The organism is Corallococcus llansteffanensis (genome assembly GCF_003612055.1).
Taxonomy (GTDB): Bacteria; Myxococcota; Myxococcia; order Myxococcales; family Myxococcaceae; genus Corallococcus; species Corallococcus llansteffanensis.
In genome coordinates this window covers 1-19,197 of sequence record NZ_RAWB01000135.1, presented here as the reverse complement: position 1 = coordinate 19,197, position 19,197 = coordinate 1, and the positions used below count along the sequence as shown (strand labels likewise).

The window sequence follows — 19,197 nt, the reverse complement described above, 5'->3', positions numbered from 1 at the left end:
GGCCCAGGCGGACTGGGTGGCCGGGGAAGGGGAGGCGGCCCACGCGGAGGACGCCTCGGGAGCGGCCTCCTCGGAGGTGGCCCACTCGGGCTGCGCTTCGATGGGGGCTTCTTCGGAGGCCCACTCGGAGTGAGCCGCGACGGGGGCGGCTTCCTCGGTGGCCCACTCGGGCTGTGCTTCGATGGGGGCTTCTTCGGCAGCCCACTCGGGCTCGGCCGCGACGGCGGATCCGTCCGTGGCCCATTCCGGCTGGGCCTCGATGGGCGCGGCGTCTTCGGACGTGGCCCACGCGGCCTGCGGCGCGGCCGGAGCGGCTTCGTCGGTGACCCACTCGGGCTGCGCTTCGATGGGGGCTTCCTCGGTGGCCCACTCGGGCTGCGCGGCGACAGGGGCAGCCTCTTCCGTGGTGGCCCACTCAGGCTGCGCCTCGATGGGCGCGGCTTCTTCCGTGGTCGCGAATTCGGAGTGCGCAGCGACGGGCGCGGTCTCCTCAGCCGTGGCCCATTCGGGCTGGGCCTCGATGGGCGCGTCGTCTTCCGAGGTGGCCCAGGCAGCCTGCGCCGCGACGGGAGCGGTCTCTTCCGAGGTGGCCCATTCGGGCTGGGCCTCGATGGGCGCGGCGTCGTCCGACGTCGCCCATTCAGGCTGCGCGGCGACAGGAGCAGTCTCTTCCGAGGTGGCCCAGGCAGGCTGCGCGGCGACAGGCGCGGTCTCTTCCGAGGTGGCCCATTCGGGCTGTGCCTCGATGGGCGCGGCGTCGTCCGACGTCGCCCATTCAGCCTGTGCGGCGACGGGAGCAGTCTCTTCCGAGGTGGCCCATTCAGCCTGTGCGGCGACGGGAGCAGTCTCCTCCGTGGTGGCCCACTCAGCCTGTGCGGCGACGGGAGCAGTCTCCTCCGTGGTGGCCCACTCGGGCTGCGCCTCGATGGGCGCGGCGTCGTCCGACGTCGTCCACGAGGACTGAGCCGCGACGGGCGCCGCCGCTTCCGAGGTGGCCCATTCAGGCTGTGCCTCAATGGGCGCGGCGTCTTCCGTGGTGGCCCACTCAGGCTGTGCCTCAATGGGCGCGGCGTCTTCCGTGGTGGCCCATTCGGGCTGCGCTTCGATGGGGGCTTCTTCGGTGGAGGCCCACTCAGGCTGGGCTGCGACGGGCGCGGTCTCCTGCGCGGTGGCCCATTCGGGCTGCGCCTCGATGGGCGCGGCGTCGTCCGGCGTTGCCCATTCGGGCTGGGCTGCGACGGGCGCGGCGTCTTCCGACGTGGCCCACTCGGGCTGTGCCTCAATGGGCGCGGCGTCGTCCGACGTCGCCCACTCGGACTGCGCCGCGACGGGAGCGGTCTCTTCCGCAGTGGCCCACTCGCCCTGCGTGGCAGCAGGAGCGGCCGCTGCGGTCGTAGCCCACTCGGCCTGTGCGGCACCAGGAGTGGCCTCGTCGCTCGCGGCCCACTCGGCCTGCGCGGCAACGGGCGTGGCTTCTTCGGCGGTGGCCCATTCAGGCTGCGCTTCGATGGGGGCCGCGTCTTCCGACGAGGCCCAGTCGGACTGTGCGGCAATGGCGGCGGTTGCTTCGGTGATGGCCCACTTGGACTGTGCAGCGGCAGGCGCGGCTTCTTCGGCCGAGGCCCACTCAGGCTGGGCTTCGATGGGGGCGGCGTCTTCCGACGTGGCCCACTCAGACTGCGCGGCGACAGGCGCGGATTGCTCAGCCGCAACCCACTCAGACTGTGCAGCGGCAGGCGCGGCTTCTTCGGCGGTGGCCCACTCAGGCTGCGCTTCGATGGGTGCAGCGTCTTCCGTCGTGGCCCACTCAGGCTGCGCTTCGATGGGGGCAGCGTCTTCCGTCGAGGCCCACTCAGGCTGCGCCTCGATGGGGGCAGCGTCTTCCGTCGTGGCCCACTCAGACTGCACGGCTGCAGGAGTCGCCTCTTCGGCGGTGGCCCACTCGGCCTGCGCGGCGACGGGCGCGGCTGCTTCCGTCGTGGCCGATTCGGTCTGCACGGCGACGGGCGCGGTCTCCTCAGCCGTGGCCCATTCAGGCTGTGCCTCAATGGGCGCGGCTTCTTCCGACATGGCCCACTCCGACTGCGTGGCAACGGGCGCGGCGTCCTCGGTGGCCCACTCCGACTGCGTGGCAACGGGCGCGGCTTCCTCGGTGGCCCACTCGGGCTGGGCCTCGATGGGCGCGGCTTCTTCCGGAGTGCCCCATTCGGACGATTGCGCGACGGGCGCGGCTTCCTCGGTAGCCCACTCAGGCTGGGCTTCGAGCGGCGCGGCTTCGACAGGGGCCGACTCGCTGGACGGATCCGACGACGCCGGGTCCGTGGCGGCTTCCTCGGTGGCCCAATCGGCCTGCGCTTCGATCAGTGGTGCTTCTTCAGTCGGCGCGCTTCCGCTGCCCTGGTCGGCGGTGGCCGCCGGTCCTGAGCCAGACACCGCCCAGGCGGTCTCGGCAACCGGAGTCTCCCACTCGGAGGCGGGGGCCGCCGCTTCGGGCGTGGCCTCCTCCGGGGTCGCCCATTCCGGCTGCAGTTCGATGGGCGCAGCCTCACCGGAGGCGGGGTCCTCCGTCGCGGCCCACTCGGGCTGCAGTTCGAGCGTCGCGGACCCTTCCGCCGCCGGGTTCCATTCGGAGGCCGTCGCGGTCCCGGTGGACTGTTCGGACGATTCGGCGGCCCACTCGGGCTGCAACTCGATGGGCGAGGACTCCTCGGACGGCTGCGCCCAGGCCGGCGTTTCGGCGGCGGGCTCCACCGCATCGGCGGCCCACTCGGGCTGCAGCTCGATGGGCGCGGACTCCTCCTGCAACCCGACAGTGGCGGTCGGATCCGAGGGCGTTCCCTCGGCGGACCACTCGGCCTGCGCGTCCTCTCCCACGTCGGTCCACGCCGATGCCTCGGTGGACTGGGCCTCGGCGAGCGACTCGCTCGCGGTGGCCAGCGGCACGGCCTCGTCGGAATTCCCGTTCAGCTCGGTCCACTGTTCCGAAACAAGGGTCGCACGCGCCTCGGACAGCGACGTCGGCTCGACGTCGTCCGCACCGAGCTCGAGCGTGTCGGCCTCGACGTCCGGGCCCACCGGGATGCTGCGGATCCGCAGCGATGGGATCCCCGAGTCCTCCGCGAACGGAGACGGGGGCGGGGTGAGCGTCTCCTGCGGCTCCTCGGCGCCCAGGTCAGCGACGTCGAACGTGGGCGCCTCCGCGGCGTGCGCGGACGCTCCAATGCCCTGCTCCTCGCCGTGCGCTTCCGTCCAGGCCGTCGCGCTCTCCTCCGCGACGTCGCCTGCATCGAGCGCGATCTCATCGGAGCTCGTCGCGACGTCGTCCGTGCTGAGCGCGATCTCGTCGGAGGACGTCTCCGCCGGAGCCTCGCTGCCGGCCTCCCAGCTCGTCGCCACATCCTCCGTGCTGAGCGCGATCTCCTCGGCAGGCGCTTCCTCCGAAGCGGATCCGCCGGTCTGCCACGTCGCCGCCGCATCGAGCGAGCCAGCCCCGGGCGTCTCGACGGAAGCCTCGCCACCGGCCTGCCACGTCGCCCCGGCGTCATCCGAGCCGAGCACCAGCTCCTCGGCGGGAGCTTCCGCCTCGTCGGTCTGCCACGTCGCCGTGCTGGTCGACGCTGAATCCGACTGCCACGCGTTGGCGACGTCCCCGGATTCCAGGGCGATCTCCTCCGCGGGCACTTCCGAGGCCGCGTCGCTGTCCGCCCACGCCTCCGCGATGTCTCCGGATCCGAGCGCGATCTCCTCGCCGGTCGCAGGAGCGGCCTCCTCCGACTGCCACGCCGCACCGGCGTCGGTCGCGACCGCCTCGGCCGAGGCCTCCAGCACCTCTCCACCCGCCGGAGCAGGAGCACCGGCCTGCGTCGTCGCGACGTCGCTCCAATCCCAATCCGACGTCCCACCCTCGGCCGGGGCCGACGCGTCCACCGCGAGCGGCGTCGTATCGAGCGCGGCGTCACGGGCCTCGTCGGACTCCACCGCGAGCGGCGCCGCGTCCCACGCCGCGTCCACGTGCGCGGGCGCCAGGTCCTCGGCCATCACCGCTTCGGCCTCGGGCTCGGCCGCCAGCAGGTCCGCTTCTCCGGCCGCGTGCTCGGCGGAGGCCAGCGCCTCGGCCATCGGATCCAGCCCGGAGGTGACCGGGGCCTGCGCCTCCGTCTCCACCTCCATCGACAGGTCGGCGAACGAATCCTCCAGCGACGGCTCGGGCGCGGCCACGGCCACCGGAGGCGGCGTCGCCGTGGAGAGCCCGGAGAAGTCCTCCTCCGCGCTCGTGTCCCAGGCCTCCGCCGCGCCTTCCTCCGCCGCCACGGGCGTGGCCGCGGGCTGCGGCATCCACGGCGCGGGTTCGCTCAGCGAGGGGATGTCGATGTCGTCGGTGCTGAGGTTCAGGTTGTCCTGATCCGCGGGCGCCTGCGGGGCATACCCGGCCTGCGCCTGCGCCGCGTCGTAGGCCGCCCAGGCCTGGGCATTGCCCGCGTTCGGATCATCCGCGGCCGCGTCGGTACCGGCCGGGACCGCGTTGGGGTCATAGCCCTGCTGGGGCCACGCCGCCGCGTTCGGATCATAGGCCGCGTTGGGGTCGTAGCCGGCGGGGTAGGCGTACCACTGGCCGTCCTCGCCGTAGTAGCCCTGGGGCTGCTCGTAGCCGGCGGGGTAGGCGTACCACTGGCCATCCTCGCCGTAGTAGCCCTGGGGCTGCTCGTAGCCGGCGGGGTAGGCGTACCACTGGCCGTCCTCGCCGTAGTAGCCCTGGGGCTGCTCGGGCTGGGCCCACGCCTGGGCCGCCGCCGCCGCGGTGTCCGCCGCCTCCTGGATGCCCAACAGGCCCCGCAACTCGACCCAGCGAGCCTCCTCGACAGCCGACAGGCTTCCCAGCTTCCGCTTCTCGTCCAGGAAACGGAACTCTCTCATCGCGGCGCGCGTATCGGACATCCGTCACCTTGCTGCGCCAGCGTCAAACGGGGACCGCCGCAGCGAAAATCTTGGGGGACGCGAGTCTAGGAGACTCCCGCCAGGGGGTAAACCAATCCGCCAAGCCCGACTGGCCGCTACCTCCCCGAGAGGGCGGTACGCACCGCTTCGTCCAGGCCGGCGAAGTCCTTCTCGTAGGCGGTCTGCAGGGCCTTCTCGAAGGGGGTCGCCCGGCTCACGGACTGGACGAAGGACAACAGCTTCTCCGCCCCGCCCAGCCGCACCAGCTCCCGCACGGCCATGGCGGACGTGCCGTACGCCACCTCCGGCGACGCCATGGAGATGGGCGCCCGGGTGTCCATCTCCATCAGCTTCGGCAGCCGGCCCTGCTTCGCCGCCCCGCGCATCACGTCCTTCAGGTTGCGCGGAGGTCCGTCGAGCCCCAGGTAGCGCCACTCGATGTACTCGGCCAGGCCCTCGTTGAACCAGCGGGGCAGCACGTCTCCACCGCCGGTGCAGATCTCATCCAACGCCGCGTGCACGTACTCGTGCACCAGCGTGGCCTTCGTCTGCTGCGTCAGCTCCGCCGCGTCGTTCATGCGGATGGCGTTGTCGTGGTACAGCCCGGCCACCCGCGCCGCGTAGGTGGGCCCCAGGTGCGTGCGGAACTCGTCGCGCGTGTAGAGCACGACGTCCAGCTGCCGCTCGCGCGCCTGGCCCAGCGTCCGCTGCGTGAAGTCATACGCCTCGTCCAGCGCGGAGACGACCTTGCCCTCGTATTCGGCGCGCTGGCCGAAGTCGCGCTCGCTGTTGAAGTAGCGGATGGAGAAGCGCCGGTTGGCGCGCACGCGCATGCCGTCCTTGCCCACGCCGGACTCGTAGCTGAGGCTGGCCGGACGGATGTCCGCGCCGCCTTCGGACCCCTTCGCGGTGCGCGTGTCCCCCTCGCCGTTCATCCGCTGCTCCAGGCGCTCCGCCTCGCGCCGCGCGGCCCCTTCCACCGACGCCTTCGCGCGCGCCTGCTGGATCAACTGGCGCGCCTCTCTGGACTCCTTCGACTTCGCGGGCACCCGCTCCAGCGTGGCGAGCGCCGCCGCCGAGTCCTGGTCCTGCAACTGCAACCGCCCCAGCTCCAGCCCGAAGGCGCCGTCCTTGGGGAAGTGCTCCAGGCCCTTCTTCAGCGCCTCCTCCGCGGACGCGCGCTGATCCGTCTTCAGGGCCGACTTCGCCAGGCACCGCAGCGCCCCGGCCGTCTCCTGGAACGCCACCGCGCGCTCACCCAGCGAGTACGCCATCACCGCGTCTTCCGCGAGCAGCGCCTCGCAGCCCTTGAGCAGCGGGCCCGCGACGAGCGGCCGCTGCGCCTCCGGGTACCCGGACGGATCCGCCGCCGCGAAGGCCAGGTACAGCTCCTCCCACTGCTTCTGGGCGGCCAGCTCCTTGGCCTTCTGCGGCGGAGGGGCGGCGGCGAGCAACAGGATGGCGATGAAGGGCGTCGTCATGGAATTCCCAGTATCGCCCAACGCCGGCGCAACCGCGCAAGGTCCCTCGCCCTACGTGCGGGCGACCTGCCAGCCCTGCGACTCCAGCGCCGCCATCAGCTCCTGGATGTGGGCATGCCCGGTGGTCTCCAGCATCACCTCCACCGTGGCCTCGCCCAGGCCCGCCTTGGAGAAGGCGCGGTCGTGGTGCAGGTCCACCACGTTGGCGCGCATCTCGGCGATCTGCGTGGTGAGCCGCGCGAGCATGCCCGGCCGGTCCGGCAGCCGCACCTCCAGCTGCACCAGGCGGCCCGCCTTCACGAGCCCCCGCTCGATGATGCGGCTGATGACGTTCATGTCGATGTTGCCGCCCCCGACGATGATGGCGACGCGCTTGCCCTTCGCCTGCGGCACCCGGCCGTTGACGAGCGCGGCCAGCCCCACGGCGCCCGCGCCCTCCGCCACGGACTTCTCCTGCTCCAGCATCATCAGGATGGCGGCGGCGATCTCCTCCTCGTCCACCGTCACCACCGCGTCCACGTACTTGCGGACGTGCTCGAAGGTGAGCTCGCCCGGGATCTTCACCGCGATGCCGTCCGCGATGGTGGTGCCCGCGGCGGTGAGCTCCGTGCGCTTCCCCGCGTCCAGCGACGCCTTCATGCTCGCGATGGTGGAGGCCTGCACGCCCACCACCTGGATGCGCGGGTTCGTCTCCTTGAGCGCGCACGCCACGCCGGAGATGAGTCCGCCGCCGCCCACCGGCACCAGCACCAGCTCCAGGTCCGGGCACTGCTCCAGCAGCTCCAGGCCAATGGTCCCCTGGCCCGCGATGACATACGGGTCGTTGAACGGATGGACGAACACGAGGTCCTCCGCCGCCTGGATGCGCAGCGCCTCCGCGTAGGCCTCGTCGAAGTTGGCGCCCTTGAGGACGACGCGCGCGCCGTAGTCGTCGCGCGTGCGCGTCACCTTGATGAGCGGCGTGCGCTCCGGCATCACGATGGTGGCCCGGATGCCCAGCCGGCGCGCGTGGTACGCCACGCCCTGCGCGTGGTTGCCGGCGGAGGCCGCGATGACGCCGCGGCGCTGCTCGTCCGGCGTGAGCGTCAGCAGCTTGTTGAGCGCGCCGCGCTCCTTGAAGGCGCCGGTGCGCTGGAGGTTCTCCAGCTTGAAGTACACCACCGCGCAGTCCGTCTTCTCGGTGAAGTAGTCGGACGCGGGGCACGGCGTGGGGCGCAGCGCCGTGCGCAGCCGCTCGCGCGCCGCCTGGATGTCCTGCAGGGTGACCATCATGGCCGGCCGTGTAGCGGAAGCCGGCCCCGTACGGAAGCGACGCCGTGAATGGCGCCTGCCTGGACGCGATGCGGCAGACGGCCGCTAGATGCCGCGCAGCACCGTGGCCTTGCCCACCCGGCCGATGGCGAGGATGTAGGCGGCCGTCCGCATGGACACCTTCCGGGAGCGGGCAATCTGCGCCACCCGGTCGTAGGCCTCCTTCATCGTCTTCTCCAGCTCCGCGTTGACGCGGTCCTCCTCCCAGGAGACGTGCTGGAGGTTCTGCACCCACTCCAGGTAGCTGACCGTCACGCCGCCCGCGCTGGCGAGGATGTCCGGCACCACGAAGATGCCGCGCTTCTCCAAGAGGTCGTCCGCCTCCGGCTGGGTGGGCCCGTTGGCGCCCTCCACCACCAGGCGCGCGCGCACGGAGTTGGCGTTGTCGCGGGTGAGCACGTGGCCCAGCGCGGCGGGGATGAGCACCTCGCAGTCGGCCGCGAGCACGTCCTCGTTGCGACACGGTGTCCCGCCGCTGAAGCCCGTCACGGTGCCGGTGCGCTTGACGTGCTCGAAGAGGGACGGCACGTCCAGGCCCACCGGGTTGTACATGCCGCCCAGCACGTCGGACGCGGCCACGACGACGCCGCCGTCGCCCCAGATGAGCTGCGCGATGTGGCTGCCCACGTTGCCGAAGCCCTGGATGGCGAAGCGCGTGCCCTTCACCGGCATGCCCAAATCCCGCAGGATCTCCCGGCACACGTACAGGAGGCCCCGCCCGGTGGCGGCTTCACGCCCCTTGGAGCCGTACAGCTCCAGGGGCTTGCCCGTCACCACCGCGGGCGAGTGCCCGTGGTAGCGCGAGTACTGGTCCATCACCCAGGCCATCACCTGGGGGTTGGTGTTCACGTCCGGCGCGGGGATGTCCCGCGTGGGCCCGATGACGTCTTGAATCTGATCCACGAACTTGCGCGTGAGCCGCTCCACTTCCTTGAGGCTCATCTGCGCGGGGTCGCACGCCACGCCGCCCTTGGCGCCGCCGTAGGGCACGTTGACCACCGCGGTCTTCCATGTCATCAGCGACGCGAGCGACACGCACTCGTCCTGGTCCAGGGCGGGGTGGTAGCGCAGGCCGCCCTTCATGGGGCCGCGGCTGTTGTCGTGCTGGATGCGGTAGCCCAGGAACGTGCGGATTTCACCGGAGTCCATCTCGATGGACACCTGCACCTTCACCTCGCGCAGGGGCGTGGCCAGGAGCGTCTCGATGGGCGTGCCCACGTCCATCACCCGCGCGGCCTTGCGGAAGTAGTAGTTGGTGCCGTCGACGGCGTTCATGGTGGGGCTGGCTCCTGGTCGGAAAACCTTAACAGAAGGGGTGCGCTACGATGGCTTCGTCCATGCGCCCCGGGGACCCCAGCGACGCGAGCTCCAACCTCCAGGGACTGGCCCGGCGCATCCGCGGCCTGCGCGAGCGGCGCGGTCTCACCCAGGAGGAGTTCGCCGAAAGGTGCGCCATCTCCGTGAGCTTCGTGTCGCTGCTGGAGCGCGGCGAGCGCAACCCCAGCTACGACACGCTCCTCCAGGTCGCGGCCGCGCTGGAGCTGCCGCTGTGGGAGCTGTTCCGGTTGGAGGACGCGGGGGCTCATCGGCTGGTGGAGTGGGTTCGGGTGCGGGGACTGGGCCGCGGGGACGTGGACCGCCTGCTGGCCGTGGCGGACGTGATGTTCAGCGGAAGCCCGGGCGCCGCGACGCCTGCCGCCCGGGAGCCCGTGCCCGCGTCCTGCACCGCGCCGGACTGCGGCCGGCCCGTGCTGGCCCGGGGGTTGTGCACCGCGCACTACCACCGGGCCCGCAGGAAGAAGGCGCCCTCGCAGGGCACGCCTCCCGGTTCGGAAGGCGCGCCGTAGTTCGGGACTTCAGGAAGACGGGACTACTTCCGCTTCGCGCGCTCGACCTTCAGCGTCTTGTTCTCGCCGTGAGGCTTGCCGTGGGTGGCCTCGAAGCCCGCCACGTCCTCCTCCGCGACGAAGACATACGCATACGTGGGGCGCAGGTCCGTGCGCAGCACCTTGCCCGCCGGGGCGCCCGCGGCCTCCAGCGCGGCGGCGACGCCCGCCTCGTCCAGGCCCTCCTGACGGCCCAGGCCCACCCACAGGCGCGCCTGACCGGGAAGGTCCGGCAGGGCCTCGTGGCGGGGACGGCGCTCCTCACGCTGGCCGCGCGGACGGTGCCGCTCCAGCTTCAGCGCCTTGTCGCCGTGCGTCTTGCCGTTGAGGGCCTCGAAGCCCGGGGCCTCCGCCTCCGGCACGTAGACGTAGCCGTAGGTGGGGCGCGTGAGGGCCTTGATGACCTTGCCGCCCGGGGCGCCCAGCGACTCCAGCGTGGCGGGCAGCTTCGCCTCGTCCATGCCGTCGTCCATGCCCAGGTTCACCCAGAGCTTCACCTCGCCCGGGCCGGCCTCCAGCGCGGCGGGCGCGGCGGAGCGGAGGCCCCGCTCACCCCGGTCCTCGCGGCGGGCCTCGTCGCGGCGCGGACGGCGCTCGCGCTCCGGGTGCTCCGCGCGCGGGGCGGCGGGACGCTCGGTGCGCTCCGTGCGCTCGCCCCGGTCCTCGCGGCGGGGGGGACGCTCACGCTCGCGCTCGCGGTCCTTGCCCCGGCGCTCCAGGGGCTTGCGCTGCTCCACCGGCTCGCGCTTCTCCGTCTCTCCGGCGGCCTGCGCCTTCTCCATGCGCAGGTGGCTGAAGAAGTACTTGATGAGGAAGGCGATGAGGTCGTCCGCGTCGCTGCGCGTCTTCAGCTGCGACGCCAGCGGCAGGAAGCCCTCGAAGATGCTGGACCCGGTGGCCTCGCGGATCTCCCGCACGTGGCGCTCGGTCCACAGGTGCATGGCCTCTTCCGGGGCCGGCATCTCGCGCATCTCGAACTTGATGCCGTACTTCTTCTCCAGCACGGAGAACGTCGCCAGCTCGCGCCCGGAGAAGAGGTTGATGGCGGTGCCCTTGTTGCCGATGCGGCCCGTGCGGCCCACGCGGTGCAGGTACACGGCGGGGTCTTCCGGCAGGGAGTAGTTGATGACGTACTCCAGCCCGGAGATGTCGATGCCGCGCGCCGCGATGTCCGTGGCGACCATGAAGGCCACCTCGCCGCGCTTCACCTTGCCCATCACCCGCTCGCGCTCCTTCTGCGGCAGGTCTCCGTTGAGCAGCTCCGCGTCGAAGCCGTTGCGGTTGAGCACCGCGGTCACCAGCGCCGTGTCATCCCGCGTGTTGCAGAAGATGATGGCGTTGGAGGGCTCCTCCTTCTCCAGGATGTAGATGAGGTTGCGCGGCTTGGGGAACTGATCCGACACGTCGTAGCGGATGTGGTGGATGTGCTCCACCGTGAAGACGTCGCCGGACAGCAGCAGCGTCTCCGCGTTCGTCGTGTAGCGCGCGATGAGGTTCTGGATGTCCGTGGGGACGGTGGCGCTGAAGAGCAGCACCTGGCGCGTCTTCGGAAGGCGGTCGAGGATGCGGGTGACCTCCTCGTAGAAGCCCTGGTTCAGCATCTCGTCGGCTTCGTCGAGGATGGCGTGGTCGCAGCCGTCCAGCTTCAGGTTGCCGCGGTTGATGTGGTCGAAGACGCGGCCCGGGGTGCCCACGATGATGGGCGTGCCCTCTTCGAGCGCATCCTCCTGCTGCTTCATGGAGGCGCCGCCGTAGATGGCCGCCACCTTCACGCCCTTGTATTTGGCGAGCGTGGTGAGCTCCTCCGCCACCTGGAGCGCCAGCTCGCGCGTGGGGCAGAGGATGAGGGCGCGCACGCGCTTCTCATCGGGGGAAATCTTCTCCAGCAGGGGCAGGCCGAAGGCGGCCGTCTTGCCCGTGCCCGTCTTGCTGCGGACGATCAGGTCCTTGCCCGCCATCGCGGGGCCGAAGGCCTTGGCCTGCACAGGGGTGGGGTTCGTGTAGCCGCGATCCGCCAGCGCGCGGCGGAGGGGCTCGGAGAGGTTCATGTCTTCGAAGCTGATGTCCGCGATGTACTCGCCGGGACGCGTCGTGGCTTCGTCAGGCGCCGGGGCTCCCGGCGTGGGCTCTTGGATGTCGCTCATCGGGCATGGGCATAGCCCCTGCATTACCCTCTGGCAACAATCGCGGCACTTTGGGGTATGGAGCGCGCATGGCGAATGGGAGGAAGAGAACCAATAGCCCGGCCCCCAAGGCCCGCGCGAAGCGTCCCGCGGCGCCTGTCCGCCCGGAGGCCCCCCTCGACGAAGCCGAGGCGGAGGTCGAGGAGGGCGAGGCGCTGGCCCTGGACCCGGAAACCCTGGAGCCGGACCTGGCGGAGCTGGACGAGGTGGAAGCGGAAATCGAGGAACCCGCGCCGCTCGCCCCTGTCCGGACCCCGACGAAGGCCGAGGCCGCCGCCCTGGTGCGCGCCCAGAACGCGCCCGCGCTGACCAACCGCGACCCCCTCCAGGCCTACATGGCGGAGGTGACGCGCCACCCGCTGCTCACCCGCGAGGAGGAGCACACCCTGGCCAAGGAGTACCAGTCCACGGGAGACGTGCGGGCGGCCTACCGGCTGGTGGCCTCCAACCTGCGACTGGTGGTGAAGCTGGCGCACGAGTACCACCGCAACCCGCTGTCGCTGCTGGACCTGGTGCAGGAGGGCAACATCGGGCTGATGCAGGCGGTGAAGAAGTACGACCCGGACCGGGGCGTGAAGCTCAGCAGCTACGCCGCCTGGTGGATCCGCGCGTACATCCTCCGTTACATCATGGACAACTGGAAGATGGTGAAGCTGGGGACCACCGAGGCCCAGCGCAAGCTCTTCTTCAAGCTGCGCCAGGAGCAGGAGAAGCTCATCTCCCAGGGGTTCGAGGCCAGCCCGCGCCTCTTGGCCGAGCGCCTCAACGTCACCGAGCAGGACGTGGTGGAGATGGACCAGCGGCTGGGGCACGACGAGCTGTCCATCGACGCGCCGCTGGGCAACGACGAGGACTCGCGCGCCACCCGCGCGGACCGCTACCTGCCCTCCAACGCGGTGCCCGCCGACGAGCGCCTGGGCTCCGAGCAGCTCAAGGCCCTCTTCCGGGAGAACCTGGCCGCCTTCGCCCAGACGCTGGAGGGCAAGGAGCGCTACATCTTCGAGCACCGCCTCACCGCGGACGAGCCGTTGACGCTCCAGGACATCGGCGACAAGTACGGCGTCAGCCGCGAGCGCGCCCGGCAGATTGAAGCGGCCCTCATCAACCGGATGCGCGAGTTCATGCGCGAGCGCATCCCGGACTTCGACATGGTGGCGGTGCCCAAGGGCTAGCTGCCCGGCGGGGAGGGGTGGCGCATGGGCTGAGAGGGGCGCGCTATGCTGGCGCTTCCTGTCCCCTGCTGCTTCCTCGTCCGGGAGGTTGCCCCCATGCGCCACATTCCCCGTGGGGCCCCGTCGTGGGTCCTGTCCGCCGTGCTCGTCGTGTCCGGCCTCCTCGCCGGGTGCGCCGGCCCCCAGCGCCATGCCTACTTGCGCGACCGCACGGCGACCGTCACCTACTCGCGACCGCTCGCGGAGCTGTGGCCGGAGGTGAAGGCGACGATGGAGGAGCACGGCTACTCGTGGCGCGAGCTGCAGGGGCGCTACGTGCTGGAGACGGAGTGGCTGGACTCGGGCGGCGGCACGCTGGGCCCCACGTCCTCCACGCGCTACCTCATCGAGGGCATCACGCTGCGGGATGGCCGGTGCGTGCTGCGCGCGCTCCGGAACGATCGCGTCCAGCAGTCGGTGGGCGTCAGCTACACGGACTCGGGAGGTGGCGGTTCGTCGTCCGGCAAGCTCGCGGATCCAAACGCGGTGGGCCGCAGCACCAGCGGCCTGGGCGCGGCCCAGAAGCAGAGCTACCGCGACCTGGAGCTGGAGCTGGAGTTCCTCCGGCGGCTCGACCCGAAGGCCGCCTCGGCGCTGGAGGCCGAGGCGTCCGCCAAGTATCCGTGAGGCGCGCTCCCGCGCCCCGGGGCTACTTCCAGGGGCGGGAGATGACGCAGGCGTTGATGCCGCCCACGCCCATGGACAGCTTGCCCGAGCACCCCTCGGGCGCCGGCTCCTCGTGGTCGAACACGAAGCGGCGGTGCACCTTGCCAATCTGCTTGTTGAGCTCCGACGCGGCCAGGGGCGTGGGGAAGACCTTGCCCTGTTCGGCGCCCAGGTACTGCGCCGTGAGCTCCCAGCCGCCGCCCGCGGACATGCCGTGGCCGAAGGTGCCCTTGCGCGCGGTGATGAGCACCGAGTCGGGCAGCACGTCGCGCAGGTTCTGCACCTCCAGGAAGTCGCCCGGGGTGGCGGTGGCGTGCAGGTCCCAGGCGCCCACGTCCTTGGGCTCGCAGCCGGCGGAGGCGAGCGCCTCGCGGATGGCCAGCGTGGGGCCTTCCTTGGACGGGGTGATGATGTGGTCGGCGTCCGCGGTGACGCCCACCGCGACGGGCTCCAGGCCCAGGGCCTTGAAGCCCTTCGCGGTGAAGTGCTCGTAGTCGCCCACCACCCACACCACGGCGCCCCCGGCGATGTGCGTGCCGCGCAGCGCGGTGAGGGGCTTGGACACGGCGGCGTCCGCGGAGATGACGCGCGCGTTGTAGAAGCCGCCCACCACCAGCGGGTTGGGCGCCGCGTCCGTCATGCCCAGCACCACGGCCTTGGCCTCGCCCAGGCGGATGGCGTTCATGGCCAGCTTCAGGCCGTAGCCGAACGACGAGCACGCGGCCACCGGCGCGAACGTCATGCCCGTAATCTGCCCCAGCATGGACACCTGCGAGGCGGGCGTGTTGTGGATGTTCCACAGCACGTTGGAGGACACCGCGTTCCAGGGCGGCTCCGGGGAGCTCCACTTCTTCTGCAGGCGCCCGTTGCGGGTGCGCTTCTCCTTGATGACGGCGAGCTTGGCGGACTCCACGTCGCCCTCGTCGGGCACGCCCATGGATTCAATCTCGCGCAGATCCTCCAGGTACTCGCGCAGCTCCGGCGAGCGGCCGGCCCAGAAGTGCCACCAGTCGTCCTCCGCCTTGTCGCGGTCCACCTCCTCGATGGTGGAGGGCTCCGGGGGCATGTCGGGCAGGGGCTCGCGCGTCTCGCGCCACGCGCGCACGGCGCTGTTGTGTTCGGGGCTGGCCCAGAAGCGGTCCCACCGGCGCTGGGCGCGGTAGAGGTCCAGGGAGATGTTCTGGATGGTGGGCAGGTCGCCCAGGCCGGTGCCCACGTACACGTGCGCGCGGGCCCCCAGCTCCTGGAGCTCCTTCTCGATGCCGGGGTTCTGCGCCAGCGACTGGATGAAGGCGCCGATGGCGTACTGCGTGGGCTGCCCCATCTTCCGCTCCAACTGGGAGAAGCGGCTGCCGGGGAAGCGGGCGTCGATCCACGGCTTGTAGTCGGCCAGGTCGAAGGTGGGGTTGCCGACGAGGAAGTTGTCCGGACCGAAGCCGTTGAAGGGGGTCAGCCAGGTCTCGGACGACGCGAGGTTCTGGGCGAAGGCCTCGATGTTGGGGGAACGCGGGGCAACCACGCCCCAGCCGAAGATTCCGACTCTGCGCACGGATGTTTCCTTCGCCGCCGGGGGAAGACTACAGCGGCTGGATTTTCAGGTTGTCGAAGTGGACGCGCGTCTGCCAGCCCGAGAAGCCGAAGTACTGGTTGCGCGGGCCGGACAGGGGCGAGGCGTCCTGGAGGGTCAGGAAGGGCTTGCCATCCACTTCCCACGACAGGAGCCCGTCCCGTCGGGTGATCTTGAAGTGGTAGTGCTGGCCGGGAGTCACCACGGCGCCGTCGCGCACCGCGCGGTCGTTGGTGTGCTCGTGCTGCCGGGCGATGACGGACTGGGTGTTGCGCCAGCCGCCGAAGATGAAGACGTAGCCGGTGGCGGTGTACTGCAGGCGCGGGTCGCCCGCGTAGAAGGAGCGGCCGTCGCCCCACGCCTCCACCTTCACGTCGCCGTCGGCGGTGTCGGACCACGCGTCGAATTCGATGGTGGCGTTCGGGGGCAGGGGCTTCTTGAGCCACACCGGGCGGTTGCCCAGGCCCTGCACCACCAGCGCCCCGTCCTCCAGCGTCACGCCCGCGGGGTTCGTCACGTTCCAGGCGGCGCCCAGCGTGGCGCGGTTGAAGTCGTCCTCGGAGGGACCCGGGGGCAGGGTGGGCTCCTCCTTCACGGCCATGGTGGCGGGCATGGAGTCCGGGGTGCCCACGCGCAGGTTGTCGAAGAAGAGCTGCGACTCCCAACCGGACAGGCCCAGCCGGTCATGTCCCTTGCCCTTGAAGGGGAACGGGTCGTCCAGCTCCGCCACGAGCGTGCCGTCGATGGCCCACTTGAGGACGTTGCCGCGCCGCTCGATGCGCCAGTGGTACACGCGGCCCGCCTGGATGGGCGTGCCCACGCGGGACTCCACGCGCATGGCGGTGTCCTTCTGGAAGACGCCGGTGGCGACGAGGTCAGCGCCCTGGCCTCCGCCCCGCTCCGCGATGCGGGCCGCGCGGCGCTGGAGCGCGTCCAGCCCGGGGGCGTTGATGTCGCGCCGGGCGATGACGGACAGGCCGTTGTTCCACCCGCCCTGCACCAGCACGTAGCCGGAGGCCGGGTCGCGCCCGTTGCCGAACAGCTCCACGCGGATGTCGCCCTCGGGGTACTCGGGGCGCACGTCGAACTCCACCGCCACGTCATCCGGCAGCGCGGCCTGGAGCCACAGCGGGTTGTTCTTGGGCGCGGGGCCCAGCAATTCCCCGCCCGTCACGCGCCAGTAGGCGCCGGTGGAGAAGAAGTCGCGGGCGACGACGGCCGGGTCGTTGAAGGACTGCGCGTACGGGATGGTGGCGGTGAGGTCCGCCTGGCCCCGGAAGAGCGCGTAGTGGATGAGCGGGAACTGGATGAAGACGATGATGCCGACGAGGACGGCCCAGCCCCGGCGGGTGAGTCCAGCGGGCTTGCGCCATGCCTCGGCGGGGAGCGCCCCGGGGGAGGCCGGCAGGGGCGCCGCCGCGGGGGACTCGACCTGCTTTTCCTTGTCCTTGCGACTGGCCTGGCCCATCGATGCTCGGGGAACTCCGGGGGGAAAGGCGGCGGAATGTACGCCCCGGCCCCCCCGGCGTAAAGGATTGCCGGGCGGGGGTTACTTGACCCCCCACCGCTTCTCGAGCGCCCGCTGTTCGGCCTGGCGCTGCTTCAACTGTTCGCGCTCCGCCTTGTTCTTGTCCGACTCCTCGGGCGTGGGGCGCATGGCGAGCTGGTAGATGCTGCCGGCGAGCGCGAAGAGGAGCGCGGCGATGATGACGCCCCAGGGGCGGCTGGCCGCGGCCTCCACGAGCCCGCCGAACTGGTGCAGCGCCGCGAGCGCGCCAATCACCAGCAGCCACGCGCCCGCCGCGGACGCGACGATGCCGCTCAGCTGTCGGTGGAGGAACGCGCCCACGAGTCCGCCCACGAGGAAGCCCGGAGCGAAGCCGAGCAGGAAGTCGGTGGGGCCGGCGATCTCCCCCGCGAGCAGGCCCAGGGGGATGCCCATGCCCACGAAGGTGATGGCGGGCGGGAAGAGGAAGCCCAGCGCCATCAGCGCCGCGGCCACGAAGGTGGGCAGGCGCGGATCCAGCCCCACGAGGCCCAGCTTCTGGGTGACGAGCCCCGTCCACACGAGGCCAATCACCGCGCCTATCGGGCCCGCGACCACGCGGAACAGCCGGCCGCCGCCCGCGAGCAGCAGCACCAGGCCCACGACGGCCACCACGGCGCCGGTCCACATGGGCAGCAGGCGGTAGATGCCCACCCAGGCCGAGGGGTTGAAGGTCTGGTAGGACTTGAGTGCCAGGAGGAAGCCTTCCATGGCGCGTCATCCTACTGACATTGGCCGCTAGGAATAGCGGGTCAGGGCGAGCCCCAGCAGAAGGGCGAGGAGGACGGCGCCCAGGAGGGCGAAGCCGTAGAGGGCGCGGGGCGTGGAGGTGGCGCGCAGCAGGGCCTCGGCCAGGTCGCGGTCCTCGGGGGAGGGGCTCTGGGCGAGGATGCGTCGGGCGTCCTTGCGGGCCCCGGCCACGTCACCGGCGTCCTTGCGGGCCCAGGCCGCGCGCACTTCGTCGGAGCCGGGCTCCGGGGGCGTCTGTCCGCCTTTCGCCATGGGGCGCGTCTATACCAGGGAATGCAGGCACCCGCCGACGGTATAAGCACGTCCCCATGCCCGTGCGGCCCCTGTCCCGTCGAAACCTCCTCATCGGCACTTCCGCGCTCGTCCCGCTGCTGTCCCGGCGTGCGTCCGCCTTCGGCGAGAAGAGCCGGTTCATCCCGGCCGTGGCGCGGCATGGCGGCCGCTGGGACGGCCGGCTGTCCGGCTTGCGGCGGCTCGCGTGGGAGCTGCAGCGGCGCACGTCCGTGGAGGTGGTGCCGGACGCGCGCCCGTTCGCGCTGAGCAGCCCGGACCTCTTCGAGTACCCCTTCCTCTACTTCGGGGGGGACGGGGGCTTTCCGCCGCTCACCGACGCGGAGGTGTCCAACCTGCGCCGCTACCTGACGTACGGCGGCTTCGTGTTCGCGGATGCGAATGACGGCAGTGACGGGGACGGCTTCGACGCGAGCTTCCGCCGGGAGATGGCGCGGGTGCTGCCGCAGAACCCGCTGAAGGAGGCGCCGTCGACGCACGTCGTCTTCAAGTCCTTCTTCCTGCTGGACGCGGCGCCCGGGCGGCTGTTGCACAAGCCGCTGCCGCTGGTGGCGAGCGTGGGCAAGCGCGCGGCGGTGCTGTACTCGCAGAACGACGTGGCGGGCGCGTGGAGCCGCAGCGAGTCCGGCGACTATGAGTTCGACGTGTCCCCGGGCGGCGAGCCGCAGCGCGAGCTGGCGATCCGCCTGGGCATCAACCTGTGCATGTATGCGCTGTGTCTGGACTACAAGGACGACGCGGTGCACCTGCCCCTCATCCTCAACAAGCGGCGCTGACGTGTCCTGGCGCGCGACCGAATGAACTCCCCGTCCTTCAACGCGTGGAAGCTCGTCAGCCTTTCGCCCCTGCCCCCGTGGGCGCTGGTGTTGCTGGCGGTGGGGCTGGTGCTGGGCATCGGGCTGGCGGCCTGGGGCGTGCGCCGCGAGCCGTCTCGCGGCCGGCGGCTGCTCCTGTGGGGCCTGCGTCTGGGCGCGGGCGTGGCGGCGCTGTTCTTCCTCCTGGAGCCCGGCATCCGGCACCTGCAGGTGGCGCGGATGAAGAACCGGGTGGCGGTGCTGGTGGACCGCTCGGCGTCCATGAACTTCCCGTCGGAGCCGGGCGGGCCCACGCGCAGCGCGCAGGTGGCGGCGTTCCTGGAGAAGGCCGCGCCGCAGTTCGCCGCGTGGCAGGACCGCTTCACGGTGGAGGTGTACGGGGTGGACCCGGAGCTGTCGCCGGTGACGCCCGCGCAGCTGGGCAGTGAGCCGGCGCGCGCGGGGACGACGGACCTGCTGGCGGCGCTGCGGTCCGCGGGCGCGGCGGGGCAGGGGTCGCGCAAGCTGTCCGGGGTGCTGCTGTTCAGCGACGGCGCGGACAACGCGGAGCTGAAG

At 71.4% G+C, this 19,197-nt stretch carries 14 protein-coding genes; 5 read left to right on the top strand and 9 right to left on the bottom strand.

All coding sequences use genetic code 11. The features are described from left to right. The 4 genes from D7V93_RS15030 to D7V93_RS15015 form a co-directional block, all read right to left on the bottom strand. Positions 1-4,914: hypothetical protein (locus D7V93_RS15030; RefSeq protein ID WP_147451186.1), on the bottom strand; the 4,914-nt coding region annotated here is incomplete at its 3' end. Positions 4,915-5,051: 137 nt separating this feature from the next. After that, entirely contained in the window at positions 5,052-6,416 is a 1,365-nt protein-coding gene (locus D7V93_RS15025) for a peptidase MA family metallohydrolase (protein ID WP_120644069.1), read from the bottom strand. Positions 6,417-6,467: 51 nt separating this feature from the next. After that, the gene (locus D7V93_RS15020; RefSeq protein WP_120644072.1) at positions 6,468-7,685 is read right to left on the bottom strand and encodes a threonine ammonia-lyase; all 1,218 of its coding nucleotides are present in this window, start codon (positions 7,683-7,685) and stop codon (positions 6,468-6,470) included. Positions 7,686-7,772: 87 nt separating this feature from the next. Continuing rightward, positions 7,773-9,002, bottom strand: a complete 1,230-nt coding sequence (locus D7V93_RS15015; protein ID WP_120644068.1) for a Glu/Leu/Phe/Val family dehydrogenase — start codon at positions 9,000-9,002, stop codon at positions 7,773-7,775. Positions 9,003-9,052: 50 nt separating this feature from the next. Between D7V93_RS15015 and D7V93_RS15010 the strand changes: the two genes are divergently transcribed. Next, a complete protein-coding gene (locus tag D7V93_RS15010) occupies positions 9,053-9,574 on the top strand; it encodes a helix-turn-helix domain-containing protein (RefSeq protein ID WP_244237322.1) in 522 nt (173 codons plus the stop codon). 23 nt (positions 9,575-9,597) lie between these two features. On the opposite strand, the gene D7V93_RS15005 is transcribed toward D7V93_RS15010, so the two are convergent. After that, positions 9,598-11,757 carry a DEAD/DEAH box helicase gene (locus D7V93_RS15005; protein ID WP_120644067.1) on the bottom strand — a complete coding sequence of 720 codons (2,160 nt, stop codon included), beginning with the start codon at positions 11,755-11,757 and terminating at the stop codon, positions 9,598-9,600. Between the two features lie 68 nt (positions 11,758-11,825). Between D7V93_RS15005 and D7V93_RS15000 the strand changes: the two genes are divergently transcribed. Both D7V93_RS15000 and D7V93_RS14995 read left to right on the top strand, forming a co-directional pair. Continuing rightward, positions 11,826-12,968, top strand: a complete 1,143-nt coding sequence (locus D7V93_RS15000; RefSeq protein ID WP_120644066.1) for a sigma-70 family RNA polymerase sigma factor — start codon at positions 11,826-11,828, stop codon at positions 12,966-12,968. Positions 12,969-13,064: 96 nt separating this feature from the next. After that, on the top strand, positions 13,065-13,634 hold the full coding sequence (locus tag D7V93_RS14995; protein WP_120644065.1) for a hypothetical protein: 570 nt from the start codon (positions 13,065-13,067) through the stop codon (positions 13,632-13,634). Positions 13,635-13,656: 22 nt separating this feature from the next. Here the strand turns inward: D7V93_RS14995 and D7V93_RS14990 are convergent, their stop codons facing one another. The 4 genes from D7V93_RS14990 to D7V93_RS14975 all read right to left on the bottom strand — a co-directional run bounded on the left by D7V93_RS14990 (position 13,657) and on the right by D7V93_RS14975 (position 17,788). Continuing rightward, positions 13,657-15,222 (bottom strand): beta-ketoacyl synthase N-terminal-like domain-containing protein, encoded by a 1,566-nt coding sequence (locus D7V93_RS14990; protein WP_120644064.1) that lies wholly within the window; start codon positions 15,220-15,222, stop codon positions 13,657-13,659. A gap of 28 nt (positions 15,223-15,250) precedes the next feature. Beyond that, on the bottom strand, positions 15,251-16,708 hold the full coding sequence (locus tag D7V93_RS14985; RefSeq protein ID WP_120644063.1) for a DUF6250 domain-containing protein: 1,458 nt from the start codon (positions 16,706-16,708) through the stop codon (positions 15,251-15,253). Between the two features lie 81 nt (positions 16,709-16,789). Beyond that, the gene (locus D7V93_RS14980; protein ID WP_120644062.1) at positions 16,790-17,497 is read right to left on the bottom strand and encodes a hypothetical protein; all 708 of its coding nucleotides are present in this window, start codon (positions 17,495-17,497) and stop codon (positions 16,790-16,792) included. Between the two features lie 27 nt (positions 17,498-17,524). Beyond that, positions 17,525-17,788, bottom strand: coding sequence for a molecular chaperone DnaJ (locus D7V93_RS14975; protein WP_120644061.1), 264 nt, complete (start codon positions 17,786-17,788; stop codon positions 17,525-17,527). A 56-nt stretch (positions 17,789-17,844) separates the two neighbouring features. On the opposite strand from D7V93_RS14975, the gene D7V93_RS14970 reads away from it, so the two are divergent. Together D7V93_RS14970 and D7V93_RS14965 are read left to right on the top strand one after the other, a co-directional pair. Then, on the top strand, positions 17,845-18,603 hold the full coding sequence (locus D7V93_RS14970) for a DUF4159 domain-containing protein (protein ID WP_120614813.1): 759 nt from the start codon (positions 17,845-17,847) through the stop codon (positions 18,601-18,603). Between the two features lie 21 nt (positions 18,604-18,624). Beyond that, a partial coding sequence (locus tag D7V93_RS14965; RefSeq protein WP_147451185.1) for a vWA domain-containing protein occupies positions 18,625-19,197 on the top strand: 573 nt, incomplete at its 3' end.